This is a genomic window from Saccharopolyspora cebuensis (genome assembly GCF_039542665.1).
GTDB lineage: Bacteria > Actinomycetota > Actinomycetes > Mycobacteriales > Pseudonocardiaceae > Saccharopolyspora > Saccharopolyspora cebuensis.
On the sequence record NZ_BAABII010000013.1, the window covers coordinates 87,813 to 109,158 of the forward strand.

Annotated in this window: 21 protein-coding genes; 10 read left to right on the top strand and 11 right to left on the bottom strand. The window is 74.0% G+C overall.

Features of this window, described 5'->3' with window-relative positions; genetic code table 11:
• Nucleotides 1–97: 97 nt before the first annotated feature.
• On the top strand, nucleotides 98–1,792 hold the full coding sequence (locus ABD976_RS19510; RefSeq protein WP_345365226.1) for a DUF885 domain-containing protein: 1,695 nt from the start codon (nucleotides 98–100) through the stop codon (nucleotides 1,790–1,792).
• A 37-nt stretch (nucleotides 1,793–1,829) separates the two neighbouring features.
• Here the strand turns inward: ABD976_RS19510 and ABD976_RS19515 are convergent, their stop codons facing one another.
• The gene (locus tag ABD976_RS19515) at nucleotides 1,830–2,396 is read right to left on the bottom strand and encodes a GNAT family N-acetyltransferase (protein ID WP_345365228.1); all 567 of its coding nucleotides are present in this window, start codon (nucleotides 2,394–2,396) and stop codon (nucleotides 1,830–1,832) included.
• Between the two features lie 305 nt (nucleotides 2,397–2,701).
• Between ABD976_RS19515 and ABD976_RS19520 the strand changes: the two genes are divergently transcribed.
• Complete coding sequence (locus ABD976_RS19520; protein ID WP_345365230.1) at nucleotides 2,702–3,142, top strand: SAV_6107 family HEPN domain-containing protein; 441 nt, start codon at nucleotides 2,702–2,704, stop codon at nucleotides 3,140–3,142.
• A 14-nt stretch (nucleotides 3,143–3,156) separates the two neighbouring features.
• Nucleotides 3,157–3,909 (top strand): maleylpyruvate isomerase mycothiol-dependent enzyme family protein, encoded by a 753-nt coding sequence (locus tag ABD976_RS19525; RefSeq protein WP_345365351.1) that lies wholly within the window; start codon nucleotides 3,157–3,159, stop codon nucleotides 3,907–3,909.
• Nucleotides 3,910–4,272: 363 nt separating this feature from the next.
• Here ABD976_RS19525 and ABD976_RS19530 read toward each other — a convergent pair whose 3' ends face one another.
• Both ABD976_RS19530 and ABD976_RS19535 read right to left on the bottom strand, forming a co-directional pair.
• Nucleotides 4,273–4,482, bottom strand: a complete 210-nt coding sequence (locus ABD976_RS19530) for a hypothetical protein (protein WP_345365232.1) — start codon at nucleotides 4,480–4,482, stop codon at nucleotides 4,273–4,275.
• A gap of 55 nt (nucleotides 4,483–4,537) precedes the next feature.
• Nucleotides 4,538–4,726, bottom strand: coding sequence for a hypothetical protein (locus tag ABD976_RS19535; protein WP_345365234.1), 189 nt, complete (start codon nucleotides 4,724–4,726; stop codon nucleotides 4,538–4,540).
• Between the two features lie 209 nt (nucleotides 4,727–4,935).
• Between ABD976_RS19535 and ABD976_RS19540 the strand changes: the two genes are divergently transcribed.
• Nucleotides 4,936–5,811, top strand: a complete 876-nt coding sequence (locus ABD976_RS19540; RefSeq protein ID WP_345365236.1) for a S1 family peptidase — start codon at nucleotides 4,936–4,938, stop codon at nucleotides 5,809–5,811.
• Nucleotides 5,812–5,877: 66 nt separating this feature from the next.
• Here ABD976_RS19540 and ABD976_RS19545 read toward each other — a convergent pair whose 3' ends face one another.
• Both ABD976_RS19545 and ABD976_RS19550 read right to left on the bottom strand, forming a co-directional pair.
• Complete coding sequence (locus tag ABD976_RS19545; protein WP_345365238.1) at nucleotides 5,878–10,458, bottom strand: ATP-dependent helicase; 4,581 nt, start codon at nucleotides 10,456–10,458, stop codon at nucleotides 5,878–5,880.
• Nucleotides 10,459–10,537: 79 nt separating this feature from the next.
• Nucleotides 10,538–10,663, bottom strand: coding sequence for a hypothetical protein (locus tag ABD976_RS19550; protein ID WP_345365240.1), 126 nt, complete (start codon nucleotides 10,661–10,663; stop codon nucleotides 10,538–10,540).
• A 37-nt stretch (nucleotides 10,664–10,700) separates the two neighbouring features.
• Between ABD976_RS19550 and ABD976_RS19555 the strand changes: the two genes are divergently transcribed.
• The gene (locus ABD976_RS19555; protein WP_345365242.1) at nucleotides 10,701–10,895 is read left to right on the top strand and encodes a DUF3046 domain-containing protein; all 195 of its coding nucleotides are present in this window, start codon (nucleotides 10,701–10,703) and stop codon (nucleotides 10,893–10,895) included.
• Nucleotides 10,896–10,939: 44 nt separating this feature from the next.
• Here ABD976_RS19555 and ABD976_RS19560 read toward each other — a convergent pair whose 3' ends face one another.
• Nucleotides 10,940–11,716, bottom strand: a complete 777-nt coding sequence (locus tag ABD976_RS19560) for a DUF4383 domain-containing protein (protein ID WP_345365244.1) — start codon at nucleotides 11,714–11,716, stop codon at nucleotides 10,940–10,942.
• Between the two features lie 312 nt (nucleotides 11,717–12,028).
• Here ABD976_RS19560 and recA point away from each other — a divergent pair, with 312 nt between their 5' ends.
• The 3 genes from recA (at nucleotide 12,029) to ABD976_RS19575 (ending at nucleotide 14,392) form a co-directional block, all read left to right on the top strand.
• Nucleotides 12,029–13,075: a recombinase RecA gene (gene recA / locus ABD976_RS19565; RefSeq protein ID WP_345365246.1), complete on the top strand. Its 1,047-nt coding sequence runs from the start codon at nucleotides 12,029–12,031 to the stop codon at nucleotides 13,073–13,075.
• Between the two features lie 119 nt (nucleotides 13,076–13,194).
• Complete coding sequence (locus ABD976_RS19570) at nucleotides 13,195–13,668, top strand: regulatory protein RecX (protein WP_345365353.1); 474 nt, start codon at nucleotides 13,195–13,197, stop codon at nucleotides 13,666–13,668.
• Nucleotides 13,669–13,717: 49 nt separating this feature from the next.
• On the top strand, nucleotides 13,718–14,392 hold the full coding sequence (locus ABD976_RS19575) for an HAD family hydrolase (RefSeq protein WP_345365248.1): 675 nt from the start codon (nucleotides 13,718–13,720) through the stop codon (nucleotides 14,390–14,392).
• A gap of 156 nt (nucleotides 14,393–14,548) precedes the next feature.
• Here the strand turns inward: ABD976_RS19575 and eda are convergent, their stop codons facing one another.
• Nucleotides 14,549–15,175 (bottom strand): bifunctional 4-hydroxy-2-oxoglutarate aldolase/2-dehydro-3-deoxy-phosphogluconate aldolase, encoded by a 627-nt coding sequence (gene eda / locus ABD976_RS19580; protein ID WP_345365250.1) that lies wholly within the window; start codon nucleotides 15,173–15,175, stop codon nucleotides 14,549–14,551.
• Between the two features lie 25 nt (nucleotides 15,176–15,200).
• A complete protein-coding gene (gene edd, locus ABD976_RS19585; protein WP_345365252.1) occupies nucleotides 15,201–17,048 on the bottom strand; it encodes a phosphogluconate dehydratase in 1,848 nt (615 codons plus the stop codon).
• A gap of 190 nt (nucleotides 17,049–17,238) precedes the next feature.
• On the opposite strand from edd, the gene ABD976_RS19590 reads away from it, so the two are divergent.
• Both ABD976_RS19590 and ABD976_RS19595 read left to right on the top strand, forming a co-directional pair.
• A complete protein-coding gene (locus ABD976_RS19590) occupies nucleotides 17,239–17,850 on the top strand; it encodes a transporter substrate-binding domain-containing protein (protein WP_345365254.1) in 612 nt (203 codons plus the stop codon).
• A 130-nt stretch (nucleotides 17,851–17,980) separates the two neighbouring features.
• Nucleotides 17,981–18,781: a hypothetical protein gene (locus ABD976_RS19595; RefSeq protein ID WP_345365256.1), complete on the top strand. Its 801-nt coding sequence runs from the start codon at nucleotides 17,981–17,983 to the stop codon at nucleotides 18,779–18,781.
• Nucleotides 18,782–18,861: 80 nt separating this feature from the next.
• Here the strand turns inward: ABD976_RS19595 and ABD976_RS19600 are convergent, their stop codons facing one another.
• The 3 genes from ABD976_RS19600 to ABD976_RS19610 all read right to left on the bottom strand — a co-directional run bounded on the left by ABD976_RS19600 (nucleotide 18,862) and on the right by ABD976_RS19610 (nucleotide 21,331).
• The gene (locus tag ABD976_RS19600; protein WP_345365258.1) at nucleotides 18,862–19,716 is read right to left on the bottom strand and encodes an amino acid ABC transporter permease; all 855 of its coding nucleotides are present in this window, start codon (nucleotides 19,714–19,716) and stop codon (nucleotides 18,862–18,864) included.
• Nucleotides 19,713–20,363, bottom strand: coding sequence for an amino acid ABC transporter permease (locus ABD976_RS19605; protein ID WP_345365261.1), 651 nt, complete (start codon nucleotides 20,361–20,363; stop codon nucleotides 19,713–19,715). The genes ABD976_RS19600 and ABD976_RS19605 overlap by 4 nt, the downstream gene beginning before the upstream one ends.
• A 62-nt stretch (nucleotides 20,364–20,425) precedes the next feature.
• Complete coding sequence (locus ABD976_RS19610; RefSeq protein ID WP_345365263.1) at nucleotides 20,426–21,331, bottom strand: glutamate ABC transporter substrate-binding protein; 906 nt, start codon at nucleotides 21,329–21,331, stop codon at nucleotides 20,426–20,428.
• Nucleotides 21,332–21,346 lie beyond the last annotated feature (15 nt).

The following is a 21,346-nucleotide window of genomic DNA, read 5'->3' on the forward strand; positions in this document are numbered from 1 at the left end:
CGAATCGTCGCACCGGCTGCGGGTTTTCGCCGGGTGCACGACCGCGCCGGAGGAATCCGGATGAGGCTCCGGCGGGCGACGACTAGCGTGGGCGGGCATGGCGACTGATCAGCAGGGCGTGCACGAGATCAGCGACCGGTTCGTCGACGAGCTGGCCGCGCTCGACCCCATTTCCGGCACCTTCCTCGGGCTGCCGGGTCACGACGAGGACATGACGGACTACTCGCCGGAGGGCCACCGGGCCCGGGCGGAGGCGGCGCGGCGCGCGGTCGCGGCGGCGCGCGAGGCCGTGCCCGCCGACGACGCCGAACGGGTCGCGCAGGCGGTGCTGCTGGAGCGGGTGGGCGTCGACCTGGAGCTGCACGAGGCCGACGCCGACCTCTCGGCGCTGAACGTGATCGCCAGTCCGGTGCAGGACGTCCGGCAGGTCTTCGACATGATGCCGACCGCCACCGAGCAGGACTGGCGCACCATCGCCACCCGGCTGGCGAAGGTCGGCGAATCGGTGCGCTCGCTGCGCGCGGGCCTGACCGAAGGCGCCCGCCGGGGCGCGGTCTCGGCGGCGCGGCAGATCGCCAAGGTGGCGGCGCAGTGCGACACCTGGTCCGGGCGCGGTGCGCCGAAGTCGTTCTTCGCGGAGCTCGTCGCCGGGGCGGAGGTCGGCGGGGCGCAGGTCAATGGGGCGCTGCGCCGGGAGCTCGACGCCGCCGCCGAATCGGCCGCCGGTGCCTACGCCGAGCTGGCCGACTTCCTGCGCGACGAGCTGTTGCCGCGGGCCCCGGAGCGCGACGCGGTGGGCGAGCAGCGCTACCGGCTGTGGTCCCGCTACTTCACCGGCGCCCAGCTGGACCTGCGGGAAGCCTACGAGTGGGGCTGGCAGGAGTTCACCGCGATCGAGGCGGAGCTGCGCGAGGTCGCGCGGCGGATCGAGCCCGGCGCCTCCCCGGCCGAGGCGGCGGCCGCGCTCGACGCCGACCCGCGCTACCTGGTCCGCGGGCAGCGCGAATTCGAGGCGTGGATGCAGGGCAGGTCCGACGAGGCGCTGCGCGAGCTGCGCGACACCCACTTCGAGATCCCGGACCGGCTGATGGCCCTGGAGTGCCGGATCGCGCCGCCCGGCGGCGGGGTCGGCGCCTACTACACCGGTCCCAGCGACGACTTCTCCCGCCCCGGCCGGATGTGGTGGTCGGTGCCCGCCGACCGCGTCGACTTCCCGACCTGGCGGGAGCTGACCGTCGTCTACCACGAGGGCGTTCCGGGGCACCACCTGCAGATCGCCACCGGCGTGCACGAGTCCGGGCGGCTGAACAAGTTCCAGCGGCTGATGTGCTTCGTCTCCGGGCACGGGGAGGGCTGGGCGCTCTACGCGGAGCGGCTGATGCGCGAGCTCGGCTACTTCGGCGACGACGGCGACCTGCTCGGGATGCTCAACGACCAGCTCTTCCGGGCGGGGCGGGTGATCGTCGACATCGGGATGCACCTGGAGCTGGAGATCCCGAAGGGCACCGGCTTCCACGAAGGGCAGCGCTGGACGCCCGAGCTGGGCTTGGAGTTCATGCTCACCCGCACCATCGCCGACCCGGCGCACGTGCGCGACGAGATCGACCGCTACCTCGGCTGGCCGGGGCAGGCGCCGTCCTACAAGCTCGGCGAGCGGCTGTGGCTGGCCGCTCGCGAGGACGCCCGCCGCAGGCACGGCGCGGCGTTCGACCTCAAGGAGTTCCACGCCCAGGCGCTGCGGATGGGCGCCATGGGGCTGGACACGCTGCGGGAGCAGCTCGCGCTGCTGTGATCCCGGCGCCGGCCGGGGCGCGAGGTGCCCCGGCCGGTCAGTCCGCCAGCGGCAGCGACCGGCCGAGGACCGCGAACGGACGCGGGTCCCCGGTGAACCGGTAGTCGCGCAGCACGTCGTCGAACCCGAGCCTGCGGTACAGCCGCCAGGCGCGGGTCGGTCCCTCCGGTGTGGACAGCAGCACGGTGCTGCCCTCGGCCCCGAGGAGCAGCCGCCGCAGGATCTCCCCGCCGAGTCCGCCGCCCTGGCTGCCCGGGTGCACGTGCAGCTCGGTGAGCTCGAAGTAGTCGGTCAGCCACCGGTCGACGTCCCCGCCGACGCTGAGCAGCCCGCGCCGCACCTGCTCGTGCCACCACTGGCCCGCGGCGCCGAGGTAGCCGTAGCCGATGCCGATGAGCTCGTCGCGGTCGTTGAACGCGCCGACGCAGCGCCACCCGGGCCGCATCGTGTGCGCCGACCACATCGGACCCCGCTGCGTCGCGGTGCTGGGCGGGTACCCCATCGCGGTCACGTAGACGTGCAGGGCTTCGGTGAGGCGGGCGCGGAGCTGGTCGGCGGTCAGCTCGCTGATCCGGTCACAGCGGGGGGACGGCGCGGCGGTCACGGGCGGAACCCTAGCCGGTTTGGCCGCCGAGGTCTTTCCCCGAACGCGGGCCGGTCGCGTGCCGGTGCCGGCGGAGCCGTCCCGTTGCCTCCGTTCAGGTGATCATCTTCGCTGGTCACCGCTCGAACAGGTGATGTGCGACGCAATGCTTGAGTCGATCGGGGGAGCGGGCTAATCTTCAGGTGTTCGAACTGAGGTTCGATGGACTGATGTTCGAATCCGGGTTCGGCGGTGCGGTGGGGGAAGCACCTCGCCGCCGGACCCGCCCCGGCTGGACCGTCTCGTCGTGTGCGAGGAGAACGCCGATGTCAATTCCCAACCTGTCGATCCCGGCTCCCCGGCGGTCGGTGGAGGACCACCGACCGCCCCAGCCCGCCGACGTTCCGGCCGGCTCGATGTCCCTCCTGGTGCAGGCGCGGTCGTCGCTGCACTCGGCCGAGGGCGGCGCCAGCGCGGGGGAGCGCTACGTCGCCGCGCACCTGGCCGCGCTGCGGGCCGCGACCGCCGTCGTGGTGGCGCGCGCCCGGCAGCAGGAGCGCACCCGCCCGACCAGCGTGTGGGCCCTGCTCACCGCGGCGGCACCCGAGCTGCGGGAGTGGGCCGCCTTCTTCGCGGCCCGGTCGGACCGCCGGGCCGCGGCCGAGGCGGGCGTCCCGGTCACCGGTCGCGACGCCGACGACCTGGTGGCCAAGAGCCGCGAGTTCCTCGACGTCGTCGGCAGGAACCTGACGGGAGCGGCGCGATGAGGTGCGAGGTGAGGATGGACTACGGGCGGATGCTCGATCTGCTCGCCGACGAGGGGCAGCTCCTCGTCGCCGCCACCCACGACGCGCACGCCGACCTGCCCGTCGCGGGGGCCTCCGGCCGGACCGTCGGCCAGACGGTGCGGCACCTCGGGGACCTGGCCGAGGACGCGCTGTCCTGGCTGGGCGCTTCCGCCGAGTCCGCGCTGCGCTGGGAACTGCCCGCCGATCCCGGGCTGCGCGAGCTGGCCGACCGGCTCGTGCTGCGGCTGGCCGACCTGCTCGCCGAACTGGTCAGCCGACCGCCCCACGACCCCTGCCCGACCTGGTGGCCGGAGGACCACTCGGTGCGGTTCTGGGCCCGCCGGTTGCTGCACGCCGTCGTGGTGCAGCGCGTCGACCTCCAGATCGCGGCGGGCATCGAGCTCACCCCGATCGACCCGGACATCGCGGTGGACGGGATCGACGAGGTGCTGCGGGTGTGGTTCGACTACCGGCTGCACGCCCTGGGGGTGACCGCCACCCGCGCCTGCTCCGTGGGCGTGCACGCGGCGGACCGGAACTGGCTGGTCACCGCCGATCCGGCGGGCACGGCGGTGGTGAGCACGGCCGACGTCGCGCTGACCACGCCGGAGGCGGTCGTCGGCGGCGACCCGGCGGCGGTGTACCTCTGGTTGTGGGGCAGGCTCCCGGACCGCGCGGTGGAGACCAGCGGTGATCCGGACGCCATCGCCCAGCTCTGGGGGCTGCTGCGGCTCGCCACCCGCTGACGCGGCTCCCGCCCAGTTCACCGAGTGAGGGGCACATTCATCCGACTATGCCGGATGAAGGTGCCCCTCACTCACCGGAAATCGGGCCGCCGAGCGGCGGGAACTCGGCGGTCCCTCGCGCGGATGGCGCCGACGTGGCGAACGGTGGCTGACGGTCTCGGCGGCTCGCGGCGAGAAGGCTGCTGGGTATCCGCGGTGCGCGGTCGCTTCCCGGGCCGGGCGGGCAGGTGCTGAGCGGTCCTCCCGGGCCTCGGCGGGTGCTGCGCCTCCGCACCGCCGTGTTCCGGACCGCGGTCGGCGGTGGTGGGGTTCCCGAGGACGTCGTGCGCGATCGGTCCCGGCGTAGCGGTTCGGACGCGGGTGTCACGCACCGGAGCTCAGCGCGGCGGCGTACCCGAGCGCGAGCAGCGCGAACGCGCCCCAGTAGGCCAGCACGGCGGCCAGCGCCGCTCCGGCGAGCTGCCCGCCGAACGTCCAGGCGTCGCGCCAGCCGGTGCGCCGGAGCGAACGCACCAGCACGACCGCGCCCGCGCCGACCGACGCGCCGACGAGCACCACCGAGGAGGAGTCCACCTCCGCAGCATGGCCCACCGGTGCGGGTGCGCGGGCGGTTTTCGCGCGGAGGCGGCTAGGAAGCGGTGAGCCAGGCGAGTCCGGTCAGGACGGTCAGCGCGACGATGGCCCCGAAGTAGGCCAGCGTCGCGACCAGCACCGCGGAGACGGCGCGGTGCACCACCGATCCGCGCCGGCGCCGGAGGAACACGATCGCCCCCGCCCCGGCGGCGACGGAGAGCGCGGCGAGCTGGGGCCAGTCCACCCGCCCAGGATGCCCGATCACGCATCGGACCCGGGTAGGACGTTCGAGGGCTCCGGGCGGTCCCGCGACCAGCGCCGACGAGCGGTGCTGCGCCGAGCGGGGGCGGCGGTTGCGCCGTTCGGCATCAGCTCCGGGGCGGACGGGCAGCCGGGCCGGTCTCCGGGTTCGTCCCGGTACCGGTGGACGCACCGCCGCGCGAGCCTGGTCGCATGAGCAGAGCGAAGACGTGGGCGATGGCCCTGGGCGCCACCGCGATGGCGACGACGGCGCTGGCCGGTCCGGTGGCAGCGGCCGAGGACGGGATCGGCACCCGGGTCATCGGCGGCGGACCGGTTTCGGTCGCCGACCACCCGTGGATGGTGTTCCTCTCCGATCCGCACGCCTACCCGGACCGGCCGTCGAACCACCAGTGCGGCGGCGCGCTCGTGGCCCCCACCAAGGTGGTCACGGCAGCGCACTGCGTCGACGAGACGCGGCTCGGCGACCTCGACGTGGTGGGCGGGCGGACCGATCTGCGCACCGACGCGGGCGAGGTCAGGAAGGTGGTGGCGATCGACCCGCACGAGAAGGTCCCGGGCCCGCCCCCGCCGGAGGGCGGGCAGAGCTACCCGGGGGGCGACGTCGCGGTGCTGACCCTGGACCGGCCGATGCCGTACCGGACGCTCCCGGTCGCCACCCCGGAGCAGGCCGAGGAGCTGTACCGGCCCGGCACACCGGCCCAGGTGCTCGGGTGGGGGGTGAGCAGCGAGGAGCAGCTCGGCGCACCACCGGCGGAGTCGGCGACCCCGCTGCTCCAGGAGGCCCAGCTCCCGCTGGTGTCCGACGAGGCCTGCCGGGACGCGGCGCTGCACGGATCGCCGTGGCCGGTGGCGTTCCACCCCGAGCACTACGTGTGCGCCGGGTACGAGCAGGGCGGCGTGGCCAGCTCGGGCGGCGACAGCGGGGGTCCGCTGGTCGTGGACGGCAAGCTCGTCGGGGTCACCGCGCTGGCCATCCCGCGCGGTGCCGAGCTGCGCCTCGCCGACGTGCTGACCGGCTACACCCGCATCACCACGTTCCACGACCACGTGGCGCCGCACCTGTGAACGCGTCCCGCCGCGGCCGAACCGGTCCCCTCGCGGCCCAACGTCCGCGAGGAGACCGCCGACGCCTCAGGCCCGCAGCCGCAGACCCTTCGGCGTGGCGCGGAAACCTGCCTCGGTGAGGATCTCCGCCAGTCGCGAGCCCCAGGCGCCCTCGCCGTCGGCGCGCTGCACGGCGAGCTGGTCCAGCCAGCCCTCCCGGACGACCCGGGCCAGACCGGCCGCCGCCCGCCGCAGCGCGTCCTCGTCCTCGGTGAACGACAGCAGCGACTTCCCGCCGCGCTCCACGTAGAGCACCGCCTCCCCGCCGACGAGCGCCACCAGGGCACCGGCCTTGCGCCCCGGCCGGTGCCGGGTGCCGCCCATCGCCGCGGGCCACTCCAGCGCCCCGCCGTACGGCTGGGCCGGGTCGGCGGCGGCGAGCACCACCGCCTCCGGCGCTTCCTCCGGCGGGTGGGACAGGGCGCGCAGCCGGTCGATGGCACCCGGCACCGCGAACTGCGCCGCGCCGAGCCCCTCGACGACGTAGCCGCGGCGGCAGCGCCCCGATTCCTCCATCGCCCGCAGCACCTTGTAGACCGAGGAGAACCCGCCTGCGACGCGTTCGACGTCCAGCGCGCCCCGGGTCAGCACCCCGTGCCGCTCCAGGAAGGCTTCGGCGCGGGCGTGCGCGCGACGCGTCGGCTCCGCTTCCGGGCGCGGCGCCAGGGACCAGCGGCCGGAGACGGTGGGCGGCCCGGTGCGGCTGGGCATCGCGGGGCGGCCCGCGCGCAACCGCGCGTAGCGGCCCCGGGGCGCGCTGCGCCGCGGCTTGTGCGCGGCACCCCGGCCGGACACCAGCGAGCGCAGCGGGGCCAGCGTGTCGTTGCTGACCCGGCCCGCCCAGACCAGGTCCCACAGCGCGGCGATCACCGCGTCGTCGGCCGGGGCCTGCTCGCCCTGCTCGACCAGCGCCGACCCGCCCCGCTCCGCGAGCTCCCGGAAGAACAGCGCCCCGCCGCCCAGCGCGTCCAGCAGCGCCCGGTGCAGCGGTGCGTCGTCCCCGGTCGCCTCCGGCGGGTCCGGCAGCAGCAGGTCCGCGACGTCGGTGGGCGCCAACGCGATCCAGCCGTCCCCACCGGCCAGAGCACCGGACCCGACCCAGGTCACCTCGCCCGTCGCGGTCAGCTCGTCGAGCAGCGCGGGGGAGTAGCCCGGCAGCCGCGCGGGCAGCAGCAACGATTCCAGCGCGCTGGCCGGGACCGGGGCACCGGCGAGCTGCTCCACCACCGAGTACACGTCGTCCACCGTCGGCGCGGCGCGCAACCGGGCGCCGATGCCGTGCCACGCGGGCAGGAACCGCCCCAGCGCCGCGGGCTCGACGGGTTCCACCTCGGCCCGCAGCCGGGCCAGCGAACCGCGCCGCAACCGCCGCAGCACCTCGGTGTCGCAGTACTCCAGCGCACCACCGCCACCGGCGTCCAGCGGGCGCAGCTCGCCCCGGGCCAGCCTGCCGGTGCCGGTCAACCGGTCCAGCACCCCGTGCACCACCGCGACGCCGAGCCCGAACCGCCCGGCCGCGGCCTCGGCGGTGAACGGCCCCCGGCACCGGGCGAAGCGGATCAGCAGCTCGCCCAGCGGGTCCGGCACCGGCTCGGTGAACGTCTCCGGCACGCCGACCGGCAGCGCCACGCCGAGCGCGTCGCGGACCTTGCCCGCGTCCTCGACCGGGATCCAGCGCGGCTCCCCGGCGATGCGCACGGACAGCACCCGGCGCTGCGCGGCCAGCTCCGCCAGCCACTCCGGGTGGATGCCGCGCGCCTCGGCCTCCTCGGCGGACAGGTCGCCGAGGAAGCGGAGCAGGTCCACCGCGCCTTCGGCGTCCTTGGCGTGCCGCTCGGGGGTGAGCCGCTGCAACTGCTGCTCGACCTCGGTGACCACCTCCGGGTCGAGCAGCTCGCGCAGCTCCTCGGAGCCCAGCAGCTCGGCCAGCAGCGCGGGATCCAGGCTCAGCGCGGCGGAACGGCGCTCGGCCAGCGGCGCGTCGGTCTCGTACAGGAACATCCCGATGTAGCCGAACAGCAGGTTGCGGGCGAACGGCGACGGCGTCGGGGTCTGCACCTCCACCACCCGCACCCGGCGCGCGGCCACCTGCCGCATCAGGTCGGTCAGCCCCGGCACGTCGTAGACGTCCTGCAGGCATTCCCGCATCGCCTCGAGCACGATCGGGAACTGCTCGTACTGCGCGGCGACCGCGAGCAGTTGCGCCGAGCGCTGCCGCTGCTGCCACAGCGGCGAGCGGCGGCCGGGATCGCGCCGCGGCAGCAGCAGCGCCCGGGCCGCGCACTCCCGGAACCGGGAGGCGAACAGCGCCGAGCCGCCGACCTCGTCGGTCACCACCCGCGCCACGTCGTCCGGGTCCAGCAGCACGTCCTCGGCGGTGGGCAGCACCTCGGACCCCGCCTCGTCGAGCGCGTCGGCCAGCCGCAGCACGATCCCGTCGTCAGAGGACGCCACCTGCGGTTCGACCCCGCGGCGCTCGCGGATCCGGGCGCCGATGGCCAGCGCCCACGGCCCGTTGACCTTGGCGCCGAACGGCGAGTGCACCACCAGCCGCCAGTCGCCCAGCTCGTCGCGGAAGCGCTCGACGAGGATCGTCCGGTCGTCCGGCACGTGCCGGGTCGCCTCCCGCTGTTCGTCCAAGTAGGACAGCAGGTTGTCCCGCGCCCACTCGTCCAGCCCGGCCGCGGCCATCCGCTCCCGCGCGGTCTCGGCCGCCGAACCGGTCACCTCCCGGACGAAGGCGCCCAGCGCCCGGCCCAGTTCCAGCGGACGGCCGGGGGAATCGCCCTTCCAGAACGGCATCCGCGCCGCCGCGCCGGGGGCGGGCACCACCACGACCCGGTCGTGGGTGATGTCCTCCACCCGCCACGCCGAGGTGCCCAGCAGGAAGGTGTCGCCGACCCGCGACTCGTAGACCATCTCCTCGTCGAGCTCGCCGACCCGCGCGCCACCGGTCCCGGTCTCCCCGGGCGTGGTGACCAGGAACAGCCCGCGATCCGGGATGGTGCCGCCGGAGGTGACCGCCAGCCGCTGCGCCCCGGGCCGGGCGCGCAGCTCGTCGTTGACCCGGTCCCACACGATCCGCGCCCGCAGCTCCCCGAACTCCTCGCTGGGGTAGCGCCCGGCCAGCATGTCCAGCACCGAGTGCAGGGCCGAGTCGGGCAACCCGGCGAACGGCGCGGCGCGGCGCAGCACGGCGGCCAGGTCCGGCACCGACCACGGCTCCATCGCCACCATCGCCACCACGTGCTGGGCCAGCACGTCCAGCGGGTTGCGCGGGTAGGACAGCGCCTCGATCAGCCCGTCGGCCATCCGCTCGGACACCACCGCGCAGCCGATCAGGTCGCCCCGGAACTTGGGGAACACCACCCCGCGCGACACCGCGCCGACCTGGTGCCCGCCGCGGCCGATGCGCTGCAGGCCGGAGGCCACGCTCGGCGGCGTCTCGATCTGCACCACCAGGTCCACCGCGCCCATGTCGATGCCCAGCTCCAGGGAGGAGGTCGCCACCACGCACGGCAGCCGGCCGGACTTGAGCTCCTCCTCGACGACCGCCCGCTGCTCCTTCGACATCGATCCGTGGTGGGCCTTGGCGACCACGGCGGGCGCGCCCGCGGTGATGCCGGAGCCGCCGACCGCCTCGGCCGGGAACCGGGACGGCTCGGGCGCGACCCCGGTCTCCTGCTCCGCGGCGAGCTCGTTGATCCCGGAGGTGAGGCGTTCGGCGAGCCGCCGCGAGTTGGCGAACACGATGGTCGAGCGGTGCTGCCGGATCAGCTCCAGCGCGCGCTCCTGCACCGACGGCCAGATCGAGGTGCGCGGGGCCGCCCCCGCCGCCGAGCCCTCGACGTCACCGGACTGCGCCCCCAGCTCGGCCATGTCCGGCACCGGGACCTCGACCCGGACCTCGACCTCCTTCGGGTGGGCCGGCTGGACGGTGCGCACCGGTCGGCCGCCGGCCAGGAACGACGCCACCTCCTCCACCGGCCGCACCGTCGCGGACAGGCCGACCCGCTGCGCCGGGCGGGGCAGCAGCTCGTCGAGCCGCTCCAGCGACACCGCCAGGTGCGAGCCGCGCTTGGTGCCCGCCACCGCGTGCACCTCGTCGACGATCACCGTCTCCACCCCGCGCAGCGACTCGCGGGCGGCGGAGGTCAGCAGCAGGAACAGCGATTCGGGCGTGGTGACCAGCACGTCCGGCGGCGTGCGCTGGAACGCGCGGCGCTGGTCGGCGGGGGTGTCACCGGTGCGGGTGCCGACCGCGATGTCCGGCGGCTCGCCTCCGGCGCGCTGGGTGGCCTGCCGGATCCCGGCCAGCGGCGCGCGCAGGTTGCGCTCGACGTCCACGGCCAGCGCCTTGAGCGGCGAGACGTAGAGCACCCGGCAACGCCGCCGGGGGTCCTCCGGAGGTCCTTCGGCGGCCAGCCGGTCCAGCGCCGAGAGGAACGCGGCGAGCGTCTTGCCGGAACCGGTGGGCGCCACCACCAGCGCGTGCTCGCCGTCGGCGATGGCCTGCCAGGCGCCGCGCTGGGCCTCGGTGGGCCCGGCGAACGCGCCGCGGAACCAGTCCCGGGTCGGCGGGGAGAACACCTCCAGCACATCGCTCACCCCTCCATGCTGGACCACGGCACCGACAGCGGGCAGCGGAGCGGGCGCTCACCCGAACGGACGTGCGGTCCCGCCGGGCTCAGCGCCCGCGCCGGTTCCACAGGTGCCGGAGGGCGAGCACGACGACGGTCAGCAGGATCGCCGCGATCACCAGCTTGCCCAGCGGTGACGACAACCCGGTCGGATCGGCTTGCAGGAGCAGCACGCCCCCAGCATACGGGCGGCGCGTAGGCTCAGCGGTGATGCGCCACACCCACTTCCGCAACCGGCTCGCCGAGGAGTTCGGCCGGGTCCGCGCCGAGATGATGGCCCAGGACCACGTGTTCGCCGTGCTGGGCGGCCGGACCATCGACGAGGCCCTCGAGGCGGGGTTCACCCCCAAGGAGGTCTGGCAGGCGGTCTGCGACGCGTTCGAGGTGCCGCCGGAGCGGCGCTGACCTCGGGTCGCGGGACCCGGTGCAGGAGCGGCCGTGCGCCGGGATCAGGTGTCGCCGCGCTGGGGGAACCTCAGGTCCCGGGTGGGCGGCGCGCTGCGGGGCTCCGGGTACTCGTCCTGCCAGGGGTTCTGCGCGCTGATCTCGTCGGCCTCGGTGCGGTGCTGCTCGGCGTAGTGCTCGTAGGCCCGGCGGCGTTCCTCCTGCTGGTGGCGCCATGCCTCGGCGCGGACCCGCCGTTGCTGCTGCGGCGTGGAGGTGCCCGCGGCGACGGCGGCCTCGTCCCGGGACAGCGGTTGCAGGTCGGCCAGCCGCTGCTGCGCCGAGCCGGCGGGCGGCCGTTCGCCGGTCCGCTGCTCGGGGAACCGGTCCGCGGCGCGGTGCCGGGGGTCGTCGGGCGGCAGCGGGCCGCCGACCCGGCCGGAGACCCCCAGGAACACCAGCAGCGCCCCGGCGGCGAGGCTGAACACCACGTTCGCCGCGTTGAACCCGAGCGGGTTCCACGTCGTGGCGAACAGCACGAGGTGCGCCAGCCCGGCGAGGAAGAACAGCACCCCGGCCACCGTGCTGGTGGTCGAGGCGACCTTGCCGCCCCAGGCCGCCGCGAGCACGAGCACCGCGCCGAAGGCGACGGAGAGGTAGCCGAGCATCCCGTTGCCGGAGAGCCAGAAGTAGACCTGGGCGCCCTCCGCCCCCAGCAGCGGTGGCCGACCGCCCAGCACGAGGGCGCCGTAGACCACCAGCGCGGCGCCGAGCAGGGCTGCCACGATCCGGTAGATCCGGCTCAGCGGATGTTCGGGCGGCAGGGAACGGCGCGTCGTCATGATCGGCACCTCCTCGCGGTGGCCGTCGGTCGGCGGAACCGGCGGCTCCGCGCCCCCGGTGCTCCAGCGGTCCGTGCCCCGGTCGGTGTCCGGGAGTCCCAGTGTCCGCGCGGTCGGCGGTGATCGCACCGTCACACCGACGAGCGACGGGACCGGCGTGTCGGTCCGATGATCGAACACCCGTTCGCCTATGATGGTGGCGCAACGGATCGCGATCTCCCCGCGGCCTCCCGGCCCCTGCGGAAATCGTCGGTCCCGGCCAGTAGCGTCGGCCCTGACCCGACGCAGTCCGACTCCCCGAGGTGGCCCCCGATGGCAGCGACGACTCCCGACAAAGGCAAGGCGCTGGAACTCGCGCTTGCCCAGATCGACAAGCAGTACGGCAAGGGCTCGGTCATGCGGCTCGGCGACGAGACCCGGGCGCCGATCGAGGTGATCCCGACCGGCTCCATCTCGCTCGACGTGGCGCTGGGCATCGGCGGTCTGCCGCGCGGCCGCGTCGTGGAGATCTACGGCCCGGAGAGCAGCGGTAAGACCTCGGTGGCGCTGCACGCCGTGGCCAACGCCCAGAAGCTCGGCGGCACGGCGGCCTTCATCGACGCCGAGCACGCGCTGGACCCCGAGTACGCCAAGGCGATCGGCGTGGACACCGACGGGCTGCTGGTGGCCCAGCCGGACACCGGCGAGCAGGCGCTGGAGATCGCGGACATGCTGATCCGCTCCGGCGCGCTGGACGTCATCGTCATCGACTCGGTGGCCGCGCTGGTGCCGCGCGCCGAGATCGAGGGCGAGATGGGCGACAGCCACGTCGGCCTGCAGGCCCGGCTGATGAGCCAGGCGCTGCGCAAGCTGACCTCGGCGCTCTACAACGCCAAGACCACCGCGATCTTCATCAACCAGCTCCGCGAGAAGGTCGGCGTGATGTTCGGCTCGCCGGAGACCACCACCGGCGGCAAGGCGCTGAAGTTCTACTCCTCGGTGCGGCTGGACGTCCGGCGCATCGAGACGCTCAAGGACGGCTCGGACGCGGTGGGCAACCGCACCCGGGTCAAGGTGGTGAAGAACAAGATGGCGCCACCGTTCAAGCAGGCGGAGTTCGACATCGTCTACGGCGTCGGCATCAGCCGCGAGGGCTCGCTGATCGACATGGGCGTGGAGCAGGGCATCGTCCGCAAGTCCGGGGCCTGGTACACCTACGAGGGCGACCAGCTCGGCCAGGGCAAGGAGAACGCCCGCCGCTTCATGCGGGAGAACCCCGACATCGCCAACGAGATCGAGAAGCGGATCAAGGAGAAGCTCGGCATCGGCGCCACCGTGGACGCCGAGGAGTCGGCCGAGCCGGCTCCGGTCGACTTCTGATCCCGGTGCACGGCAGTGGTGATCGCCGGGGGCGCGGCGCGCGCGGCCGTTCCTCCGGCGACGACCCGGCCCCGGCGGCCGACGAGGCCGAGCGGACTCCCGAGCAGCGTGCGCGGGACGTGGTCTACCGGTTGCTCGCGGTGCGCGCCCGCAGCCGGGATGAGCTGCGGCAAGCCTTGCTGCGCAAGGGTTTCGAAGACGAGGTCGCCGACGGCGTGCTGCGGAAGTTCGTCGACGCCGGTCTGGTCGACGACGCCGCGTTCGCCGCGGAGTGGGTGCACGAACGCCAGCGCAACCGCGGCCTCGGGCGCAAGGCGCTCGGCTTCGAGCTGCGCCGCAAGGGCGTGTCCGAGGACCTCGTCGCGGCGGCGTTGTCCACCGTGGACGAAGACGACGAGGTGGAGCGGGCCCGCGAGGCCGTGCGGCGCAAGCTCCGCTCCACCACCTCGGCCGACGGCGCGGTGCTGATGCGCCGCCTGGTCGGGATGCTGGCGCGCAAGGGCTACTCGGAGGGGCTCGCCTTCCGGGTGGTGCGCGAGGAACTCGAACGCTCGGGTGTCGACGGCGAGCCGCAGGCGGGCGAGGAACCGTGACGCGGAGCGGCTTTCGCCTCCTCGCCGGCGGCTCGTAGAGTCGACGACCGTGACGAGTCTGGCCACGCGCGTCCCGCGCCACATCGTGTGGGACTGGAACGGAACACTCCTGTCCGACAACCACGCCGTCGTCGAGGCGGTGAACGTGGTGTGCACGGCGTTCGAGCGCGACCACATCGACATCGACGAGTGGCGTTCGCTGTTCGGCCGCCCGCTGCAGAAGTGCTACGAGCGCCTGCTGCGGCGTTCGCTCGACGAGCAGGACTGGGCGCGCATCGACGTGCTCTACCACAACGCGTACCGGGACCTGCTGCACAGCTGCCGCCTCGCCGACGGGGTCCCGAACCTGCTCGCCGACTGGGCGGGAACCGGGCGCAGCCAATCCCTGCTGTCCATGTGGTTCCACGACGAGCTGGTGCCGCTGGTGAGCAGCATGGGCCTGGACGGCTACTTCAGCCGGGTGGACGGCCTCCGCGAGGACCTCGGCGGCGGGTCCAAGGCCGAACACCTGGTGCGGCACATGGACGCCTTGGAACTCGACCCGCGGGACGTGGTGCTCATCGGTGACGTCCTCGACGACGCCCACGCGGCGCAGCGGGCGGGCACCGACTGCGTGCTGCTCACCACCGGCGTGATGTCCCGCACCGCGCTGGAGGAGGCGGGCTGCCCGGTGGTGGACTCGATCTCCGAGGCGCTGGCCCGCATCGACGGCCGGACCGGCTGAACCCGGCGCCCGGCTGAACCCGGCGCCCGGCTGAACCCGGCGCCCGGCTGAACCCGGCGCCCGGCTGAACCCGGCGCCCGGCTGAACCCGGCGCCCGGCTGAACCCGGCGCCCGGCGGATCGCGGTGCCGTCCGGACGGCACCGCGATCCGCCGGTTCACCGCAGCGCGGCGGCCTCCCGGGCGAGCGCTTCGACCCCGCCCCAGTCCCCGGCCGCGAGCAGCCGCTTCGGGGTGATCCACGAGCCGCCGACGCAACCGACGTTGGACAGCGCCAGGTAGTCCCGCGCGTTGTCCGGCCCGATCCCGCCGGTGGGGCAGAAGCGCAGTCCCGGCAGCGGCCCGCTGAGCGACTGGAGGTAGGGCACGCCGCCGCTGGCCTCGGCCGGGAAGAACTTCATCGCCGAGACCCCGCGTTCGGCCAACCGCATCGCCTCGGACACCGTGCTGATCCCGGCCAGGTAGGGCAGGCCGACCTCGTCGAGGTCGTCGAGCAGCCGGTCGGTGCCACCCGGGGTGACCAGGTACCCGGCCCCGGCCCCGGCGGCCCGCGCCGCCTGCCCCGGCTCGGTGATCGTCCCCGCGCCCACCACGATGTCCTCGACCTCGGCCGCGATCCGCTCGATCGCGGGCAGGCCCGCCGGGGTGCGCAGGGTGACCTCGATGGTGCCGATCCCACCGCGCACCAGCGCCCGCGCGAGATCCACGGCCTGCTCCGCGTCGTCCAGGGCGACGACCGGTACGACCGGGCTCAGCTCCAGCACCTCGGCTGCCTTCACGTCCACGTCCCTTCCTCCGAGCGAGTTGCCGTCATGCTGTCACGTCCGCCGTGGAGCTCTGCGGTGCGGTGAACACGCTCGCCCCCTGGTCGGCGCGGCCGACCGCGTCGCGGAACACCCCGAACAGCTCCCGGCCGGTGCCGAACTGCGGTCCGGCCGCGCCGAGGTCGGGGGTGCGGGCGGCCAGCTCCGCGTCGGGGACGAGCACTTCGAGGGTTCCCCGGTCGGCGTCCAGCCGGACCACGTCGCCGTCGGCGATCCGGGCCAGCGGCCCGTCGGCGGCGGACTCCGGGGTGAGCTGGATCGCGGCCGGGATCTTGCCGGAGGCCCCGGACATGCGGCCGTCGGTGACCAGCGCGACCTGGTGCCCCTTGTCCATCAGCACGCCCAGCGAGGGGGTCAGCCCGTGCAGCTCGGGCATCCCGTTGGCGCGCGGGCCCTGGCCCCGGATCACCACGACGACGTCGCGGTCCAGCTCCCCGGCGCGGAACGCGGCGGTGAACTCGTGCTGGTCGGTGAACACCCGCGCCGGGGCGGTGACCGAGCGGTGCTCGGCGGCCACCGCCGACACCTTGATCACCGACCGCCCGAGGTTGCCGTCGAGCACCCGCAGCCCGCCTTCGGGGGCGAACGGCTCGTCGACGTCGCGCAGCACGTCCGGGTCCAGGCTGCGGCGCGGCGCGGGCCGCCAGACCAGTGCGCCGTCCTCCAGGAACGGCTGCTCGCGGTAGCGGTCGAGGCCCGGGCCCGCCGCGGTCCGCACGTCCGGGTGCAGCAGCCCGGCGTCGAGCAGCGAGCCCACCAGCGTGGGCACCCCGCCCGCGGCGGCGAAGTGGTTGATGTCGGCCGAGCCGTTGGGGTAGACGCGGGCCAGCAGCGGCACCTCGGCGGAGAGCTCGGCGAAGTCGTCCCAGGTGAGCTCGATGCCCGCGGCGGCGGCGATGGCGACCAGGTGCAGGGTGTGGTTCGTCGACCCGCCGGTGGCCAGCAGCGCCACCACGCCGTTGACGATGGCGCGCTCGTCGAGGACCTCGCCCAGCGGCGTGTAGTCGTCGGTGCTCGGCCCGATCTCCACCACCCGTCGGGCGGCGTGCTCGGTCAGCGCGGTGCGCAGCGGCGTGCCGGGCGGTACGAAGCTCGCGCCGGGCAGGTGCAGCCCCATCACCTCGACGACGAGCTGGTTGGAGTTCGCGGTGCCGTAGAAGGTGCAGGTGCCGGGGGAGTGGTACGAGGCGGATTCGGCGGCCAGCAGGTCGTCCCGGCTCGCCTCGCCCGCGGCGAACAGCTGCCGGATCCGGCTCTTCTCGCCGTTGGGCAGCCCGGACGGCATCGGTCCGGCGGGCACCAGCAGCGCGGGCAGGTGGCCGAACGACAGCGCGCCGATGAGCAGTCCCGGCACGATCTTGTCGCACACCCCGAGCAGCAGGGCCCCGTCGAACATCTCGTGGGACAGCGCGACCCCGGTGGCCATCGCGATGACCTCCCGGGAGAACAGCGAGAGCTCCATCCCGGTGCGGCCCTGGGTGATCCCGTCGCACATGGCCGGGACCCCGCCGGCGAACTGCGCGACACCGCCGGCCTCCCGCACGGCGTCCTTGATCAGCCCCGGGTAGTCGGCGTAGGGCTGGTGCGCCGAGAGCATGTCGTTGTAGGCGGAGACGATCGCCACGCCGGGCTTGGTGGCGCCGCGCACCGCGAGCCGGTCCGGGCCGGAGCAGGCCGCGAAGCCGTGCGCCAGGTTGCTGCAGGGCAGCTCGGTGCGGGCCGGGCGGGTGGACGCGGCGTCGCGCAGGCGCGCGAGGTAGGCCTCGCGGGTGGGTCTGCTGCGTTCGACGATGCGCCGGGTGACCTGGTCGACGACGTGGTTCATCGGCGTCATGGGTGCCTCCGGACACGTGGTGGGAGGCGACAACGCTGGCGCCGGGTGACGGCAGCCACACTAATGGGTCAGTCGAGGATTCCAAAATCGATCCAGCCGGTGACCGCCCCAGCCGCGCGAGCCTTTTCCGCGAGGGGTTCCCCGGCGCCCGCCCCGGTGCGCGATCATGGACCCGGCGGAAGGAGTGCTCATGCGGATCCGGGCCCTGGTCGGGGTGGTGGCCGTCGTCGCGGTGCTGGCGTCCTGCGGCCAGGAGGTGCCCTCGGCGTCGAACGCCTTCCCGCCGCGCGACGCGCCGTCGAGCGCGCCCCCGGCACCGCGTCCGTCGGCGGACACCTCGGTCGGGTTGGACTCCTCGCCGACCATCGAGGAGATCAAGCAGCACCGCCAGTTCCACGTCGGGGTGCGCAACGACGCGCCCGCCTTCGCCGCGCGCGTCGGGCCGGGCGAGTACGCGGGATTCGACGTGGAGATCGCCGGGCTGCTGGCCACCCGCCTCGGTCTCGACCCCGACACCGAGGTCACCTACCGGATGCTGCCGCCGAGCCTGCTCTACGACGCGCTGGCCAGCGGCAGCGTCGACGCGGTGATCGGCTGGCAGGCCGGGGGCCGGGCCGATCTGGCCGACGTCGGCCCGTACGCGGTCACCGACGAACCCCGCTTCGTCGTGGTCCGCGGCGGGGACGACGCCATGGTCGAGGAGTTCGAGGGGATCCTGGACGCCGCGGTGGCCGACGGGTCCTGGCAGCGCGCCTACGACGCCACCCTCGGCCGCGAGGGCATCCCCGCACGCCCGCGCTGACCCGGTCCGCGTCCGGGGCCACCGCGAGATCACCTGGTCGAGGGGCCGACTCACCTGCCGGGGAGATGGACGGCCGTGCGGAGCGGCGGTTGGATGATCGCGATCCCGCCGCGCCGTCCTCGGAGGCCCCATGTCCGGTCCGCCGCTGTTCCGCCGCCTGGCCACCCTCGGGCTGGTGGTGGTCGCCTCGGTCGGGCTCGCCGTCCCGGCCACCGCTGCCGCCCCGCCCTCGCCGGAGCACTGCGCCACCACGCTGCGCTGCGATCTCGGCGAGATCGCCCGGATGCCGGTGGCCGACCGGGCCCACTTCGTCCGCCTGGTGCAGCGGCACGGCACCCGGTACGAGCCGGATTTCCGGCGCTGGGCGGCCATCGCGGCGGTGCTCGACGCGCAGCGCGACTGGGGCGTGGGCGACCCGGGCAGTTGGCTGGCGGTCACCGGCTCGGGGTTGCTCGAAGCGCTCGAGCGGAGCCTCGTCGTGGCGCGTCGTCCCGGCGCCGACGACTTCGGCAACCCCGGGACCGGCGAGTGGGCGGCCTACCTGGTCGACCTGCGCGCCGGTCGGCTGGACCACCGGCCGGTGCACGACCGGGAGTGGAGCGCGGCTGAGCAGGTCGCGCTGGACCACGGCGAGCGGGTCGCGGGTGGGCGCGGGCTGGTGCCGACCTCGGGCGAACGCCGGTTCAAGCAGCTCACCGACCTGTTCCGCTGGGCGATGCAGCACCAGGAGGAGCTCTCCCGGGTCCTCGGACCGCTGGCCCCCGTGCTGTGGTGGTTCACCGACGTCCGCAACGAGGAGGTCTTCCGGGTCGCCGGTGCGGTGGCGCTCACGATCTCCTTCGGCCCGCCCGGGCCGCAAGCGCTGAGCGCCCTGCTCCAGGGCATCCAACGCCGCTGCCCGACCTGCGCCCAACCCGCCCCGGCCACCTGATCCGAGTGCGGGGCACCTTCATCCGGCATGGTCGGATGAAGGCGCCCCGCACTCCCCACTCGTCCGGGTGAGGCCGGGGATCAGTCGACTTCGGCGGTGACCACCGTGCTGCCCTTGCGGCCCCGGCTGAGCCTGCGCTCGGTGTAGGTGGCCACCCGGCTCAGCGCGTAGTTGATCACGATGAACAGCACGCCGACCACGAAGAACATCTGGATCGGGTTGTTCAGGTTCTGGATGATCACCTGCGCCTGCCGCAGCACGTCCACGTAGGCGATGATGAAGCCCAGCGAGGTGTCCTTCACGATCACCACGAGCTGGCTGATCAGCGCGGGCATCATCGCCCGGAACGCCTGCGGCAGCAGCACGGTGGTCAGCACCTGCCCGCGGCGCAGGCCGATGGCGTAGGCGGCCTCGCTCTGCCCCTTGGGCAGCGCCAGGATCCCGGCCCGCACGATCTCGGCGATGATCACCGAGTTGTACGCGGTGAGCCCGATGACCAGGAACCACAGCGTCGGCAGCTGGAGTCCGAACTCCGGCAGCACCCGCGCGGCGAAGAAGATCGCGATGACCACCGGCACGCCGCGCAGCACCTCGACCACGCCGACCACGAGCCACCGGTACCACGGCGCGCTGACCAGCCGGGTCACCGCGAGCAGGGTGCCGATGACCAGCGAGAACACCATCGCCAGCGCGGCGGCCGCGGCCGTGTTGGCCAGGCCCCGGCCGAGCAGCGACCACAGCGCGGTGAACGTGCCGTCGGCCGGGTTCAGCACCGGGCCCCACTTCTCGGCGGTGAGCTGCCCCTGCGTGCCGAGCCGGACCAGGACCCAGGCCAGCACCCCGGCCAGCGCCAGGCCGACCACCGCGCTGCCGATCAGGGACCGGCGCTTGGCCTGCGGCCCGGGCGTCTCGTAGAGCACCGAGTTCGTCGTCATCGCGCGATCGCCACCTTCCGCTCGACGTAGCTGAGCAGCAGCCCGGCGGGGATGGTGATCACCAGGTAGCCGAGCACCACCCCGGTGAGCACGGGCAGCGCCGCGAACCCGCGCGCGGAGGTCAGCGTGTCGCCGACGGCGAACAGGTCGCCGCCGACGCCGAACGCGCCGACGATCGCGGAGTTCTTGATCATCGCGATGAACACGTTGCCCAGCGGCGGGACGACGGTCCGCACCGCCTGCGGCAGTACCACGATGGTCAGCGACTGCCCGAAGGTCAGCCCGATGGACCGGGCGGCCTCGGCCTGCCCGGGCGGCACCGCGTTGATGCCGCTGCGGATCGCCTCGCAGACGAACGCCGAGGTGTAGAGGGCCAGACCGATCGTGCCGAACCAGAAGTACGAGCCGTTGAAGCCCAGTTCGGGCAGCCCGAAGGCCATGAAGAACAGCACCACGGTGAGCGGGCAGTTGCGCAGCACGGTCACCCAGGCGGAGCCGCAACCGCGCAGCGGCGGCAGCGGTGACACCCGGAAACCGGCCATGATCACGCCGAGCACCAGCGCGAGGGCGGCGGCGTACGCGCAGATCTGCAGCGTGCGCACCAGCCCGTCCAGGTACAGCGGGAGGTTGTCGATGATGACGTCCACGGGTCAACTCCGGCCATGAGGAAGGGTGCCGTCCGGTCCGGGCGGCACCCTTCCGCGGTGAACTAGCTGCAGGGATCGAATTCGGGGAGCTGCGGCGTCCGCTCGGAGACGGTGCCCGCGGTCGCCTTCCAGGCCGCCTCGTAGGCGCCGTCCTGCGCCGCCTCGGTGAGCGACTGGTTGATGAACTCGCAGAACGCCACGTCGCCCTTCTTGATGCCGATGCCGTACGGCTCCTCGGTGAAGGGCTTCTCCACCAGCTTGAACTCGCCGCCGCTCTTCTCGACCAGCCCGAGCAGGATCACGTTGTCGGTGGTGACGGCCTGCACCTGGCCGGTGCGCAGCGCGTCGGCGCACTTGGAGTACACGTCGAACAGGACCAGGTTCGACGCGTCGACGTACTTCTTGATCTCCTCGGCGGGCGTCGAGCCGGTGACCGAGCAGACCTTGGCGCCGGCCGGGCGCAGCGACTCGGGGCCGGTGATCGAGGTGTCGTCGGCCTTGACCATCAGGTCCTGCCCGGCCTGGTAGTAGGGGCCGGCGAAGCTGATCCGCTCCTTGCGGGCGTCGTTGATGGTGTAGGTGGCCACCACCATGTCCACCCGGCCCTGCTCGAGGACCTCCTCGCGGGTCTTGCTGGGCGTTTCCACCCACTCGATGTTCTCCGGGGCGATGCCCAGCTTGCCCGCGACGATCTCGGCGATCTCCACGTCGAAGCCCTGCATCTGGCCGTCGAGCCCCTTGAGGCCGAACAGCGGCTGGTCGACCTTGGTGCCGACCCGGATGGTGCCCTGCTGCTGCAGCGCCGCCATGGTGGTGCCGGGCTCGAACTGCGCGTTCGCGTCGACCTCGGCCTGGGCGTCGGTGCCACCGGTGGCGAGCTGGTTCTCGCCGCCGCCCCCGCAGCCGGTCAGCACCAGGGCCAGCGATGCCGCCAGCACCCCGGCGAACCGAACCTTCTTGCCTCGCATTGCGTGCCCCTCTCT

Coding starts and splice junctions, on each gene's coding strand:
- ABD976_RS19510 (WP_345365226.1), top strand. CDS start 98: ATGGCGACTGATCAGCAGGGCGTGCACGAGATCAGCGACCGGTTCGTC.
- ABD976_RS19520 (WP_345365230.1), top strand. CDS start 2,702: ATGTCAATTCCCAACCTGTCGATCCCGGCTCCCCGGCGGTCGGTGGAG.
- ABD976_RS19525 (WP_345365351.1), top strand. CDS start 3,157: ATGGACTACGGGCGGATGCTCGATCTGCTCGCCGACGAGGGGCAGCTC.
- ABD976_RS19540 (WP_345365236.1), top strand. CDS start 4,936: ATGAGCAGAGCGAAGACGTGGGCGATGGCCCTGGGCGCCACCGCGATG.
- ABD976_RS19555 (WP_345365242.1), top strand. CDS start 10,701: ATGCGCCACACCCACTTCCGCAACCGGCTCGCCGAGGAGTTCGGCCGG.
- ABD976_RS19560 (WP_345365244.1), bottom strand. CDS start 11,716: ATGACGACGCGCCGTTCCCTGCCGCCCGAACATCCGCTGAGCCGGATC.
- recA (WP_345365246.1), top strand. CDS start 12,029: ATGGCAGCGACGACTCCCGACAAAGGCAAGGCGCTGGAACTCGCGCTT.
- edd (WP_345365252.1), bottom strand. CDS start 17,048: ATGACGCCGATGAACCACGTCGTCGACCAGGTCACCCGGCGCATCGTC.
- ABD976_RS19590 (WP_345365254.1), top strand. CDS start 17,239: ATGCGGATCCGGGCCCTGGTCGGGGTGGTGGCCGTCGTCGCGGTGCTG.
- ABD976_RS19595 (WP_345365256.1), top strand. CDS start 17,981: ATGTCCGGTCCGCCGCTGTTCCGCCGCCTGGCCACCCTCGGGCTGGTG.
- ABD976_RS19600 (WP_345365258.1), bottom strand. CDS start 19,716: ATGACGACGAACTCGGTGCTCTACGAGACGCCCGGGCCGCAGGCCAAG.
- ABD976_RS19610 (WP_345365263.1), bottom strand. CDS start 21,331: ATGCGAGGCAAGAAGGTTCGGTTCGCCGGGGTGCTGGCGGCATCGCTG.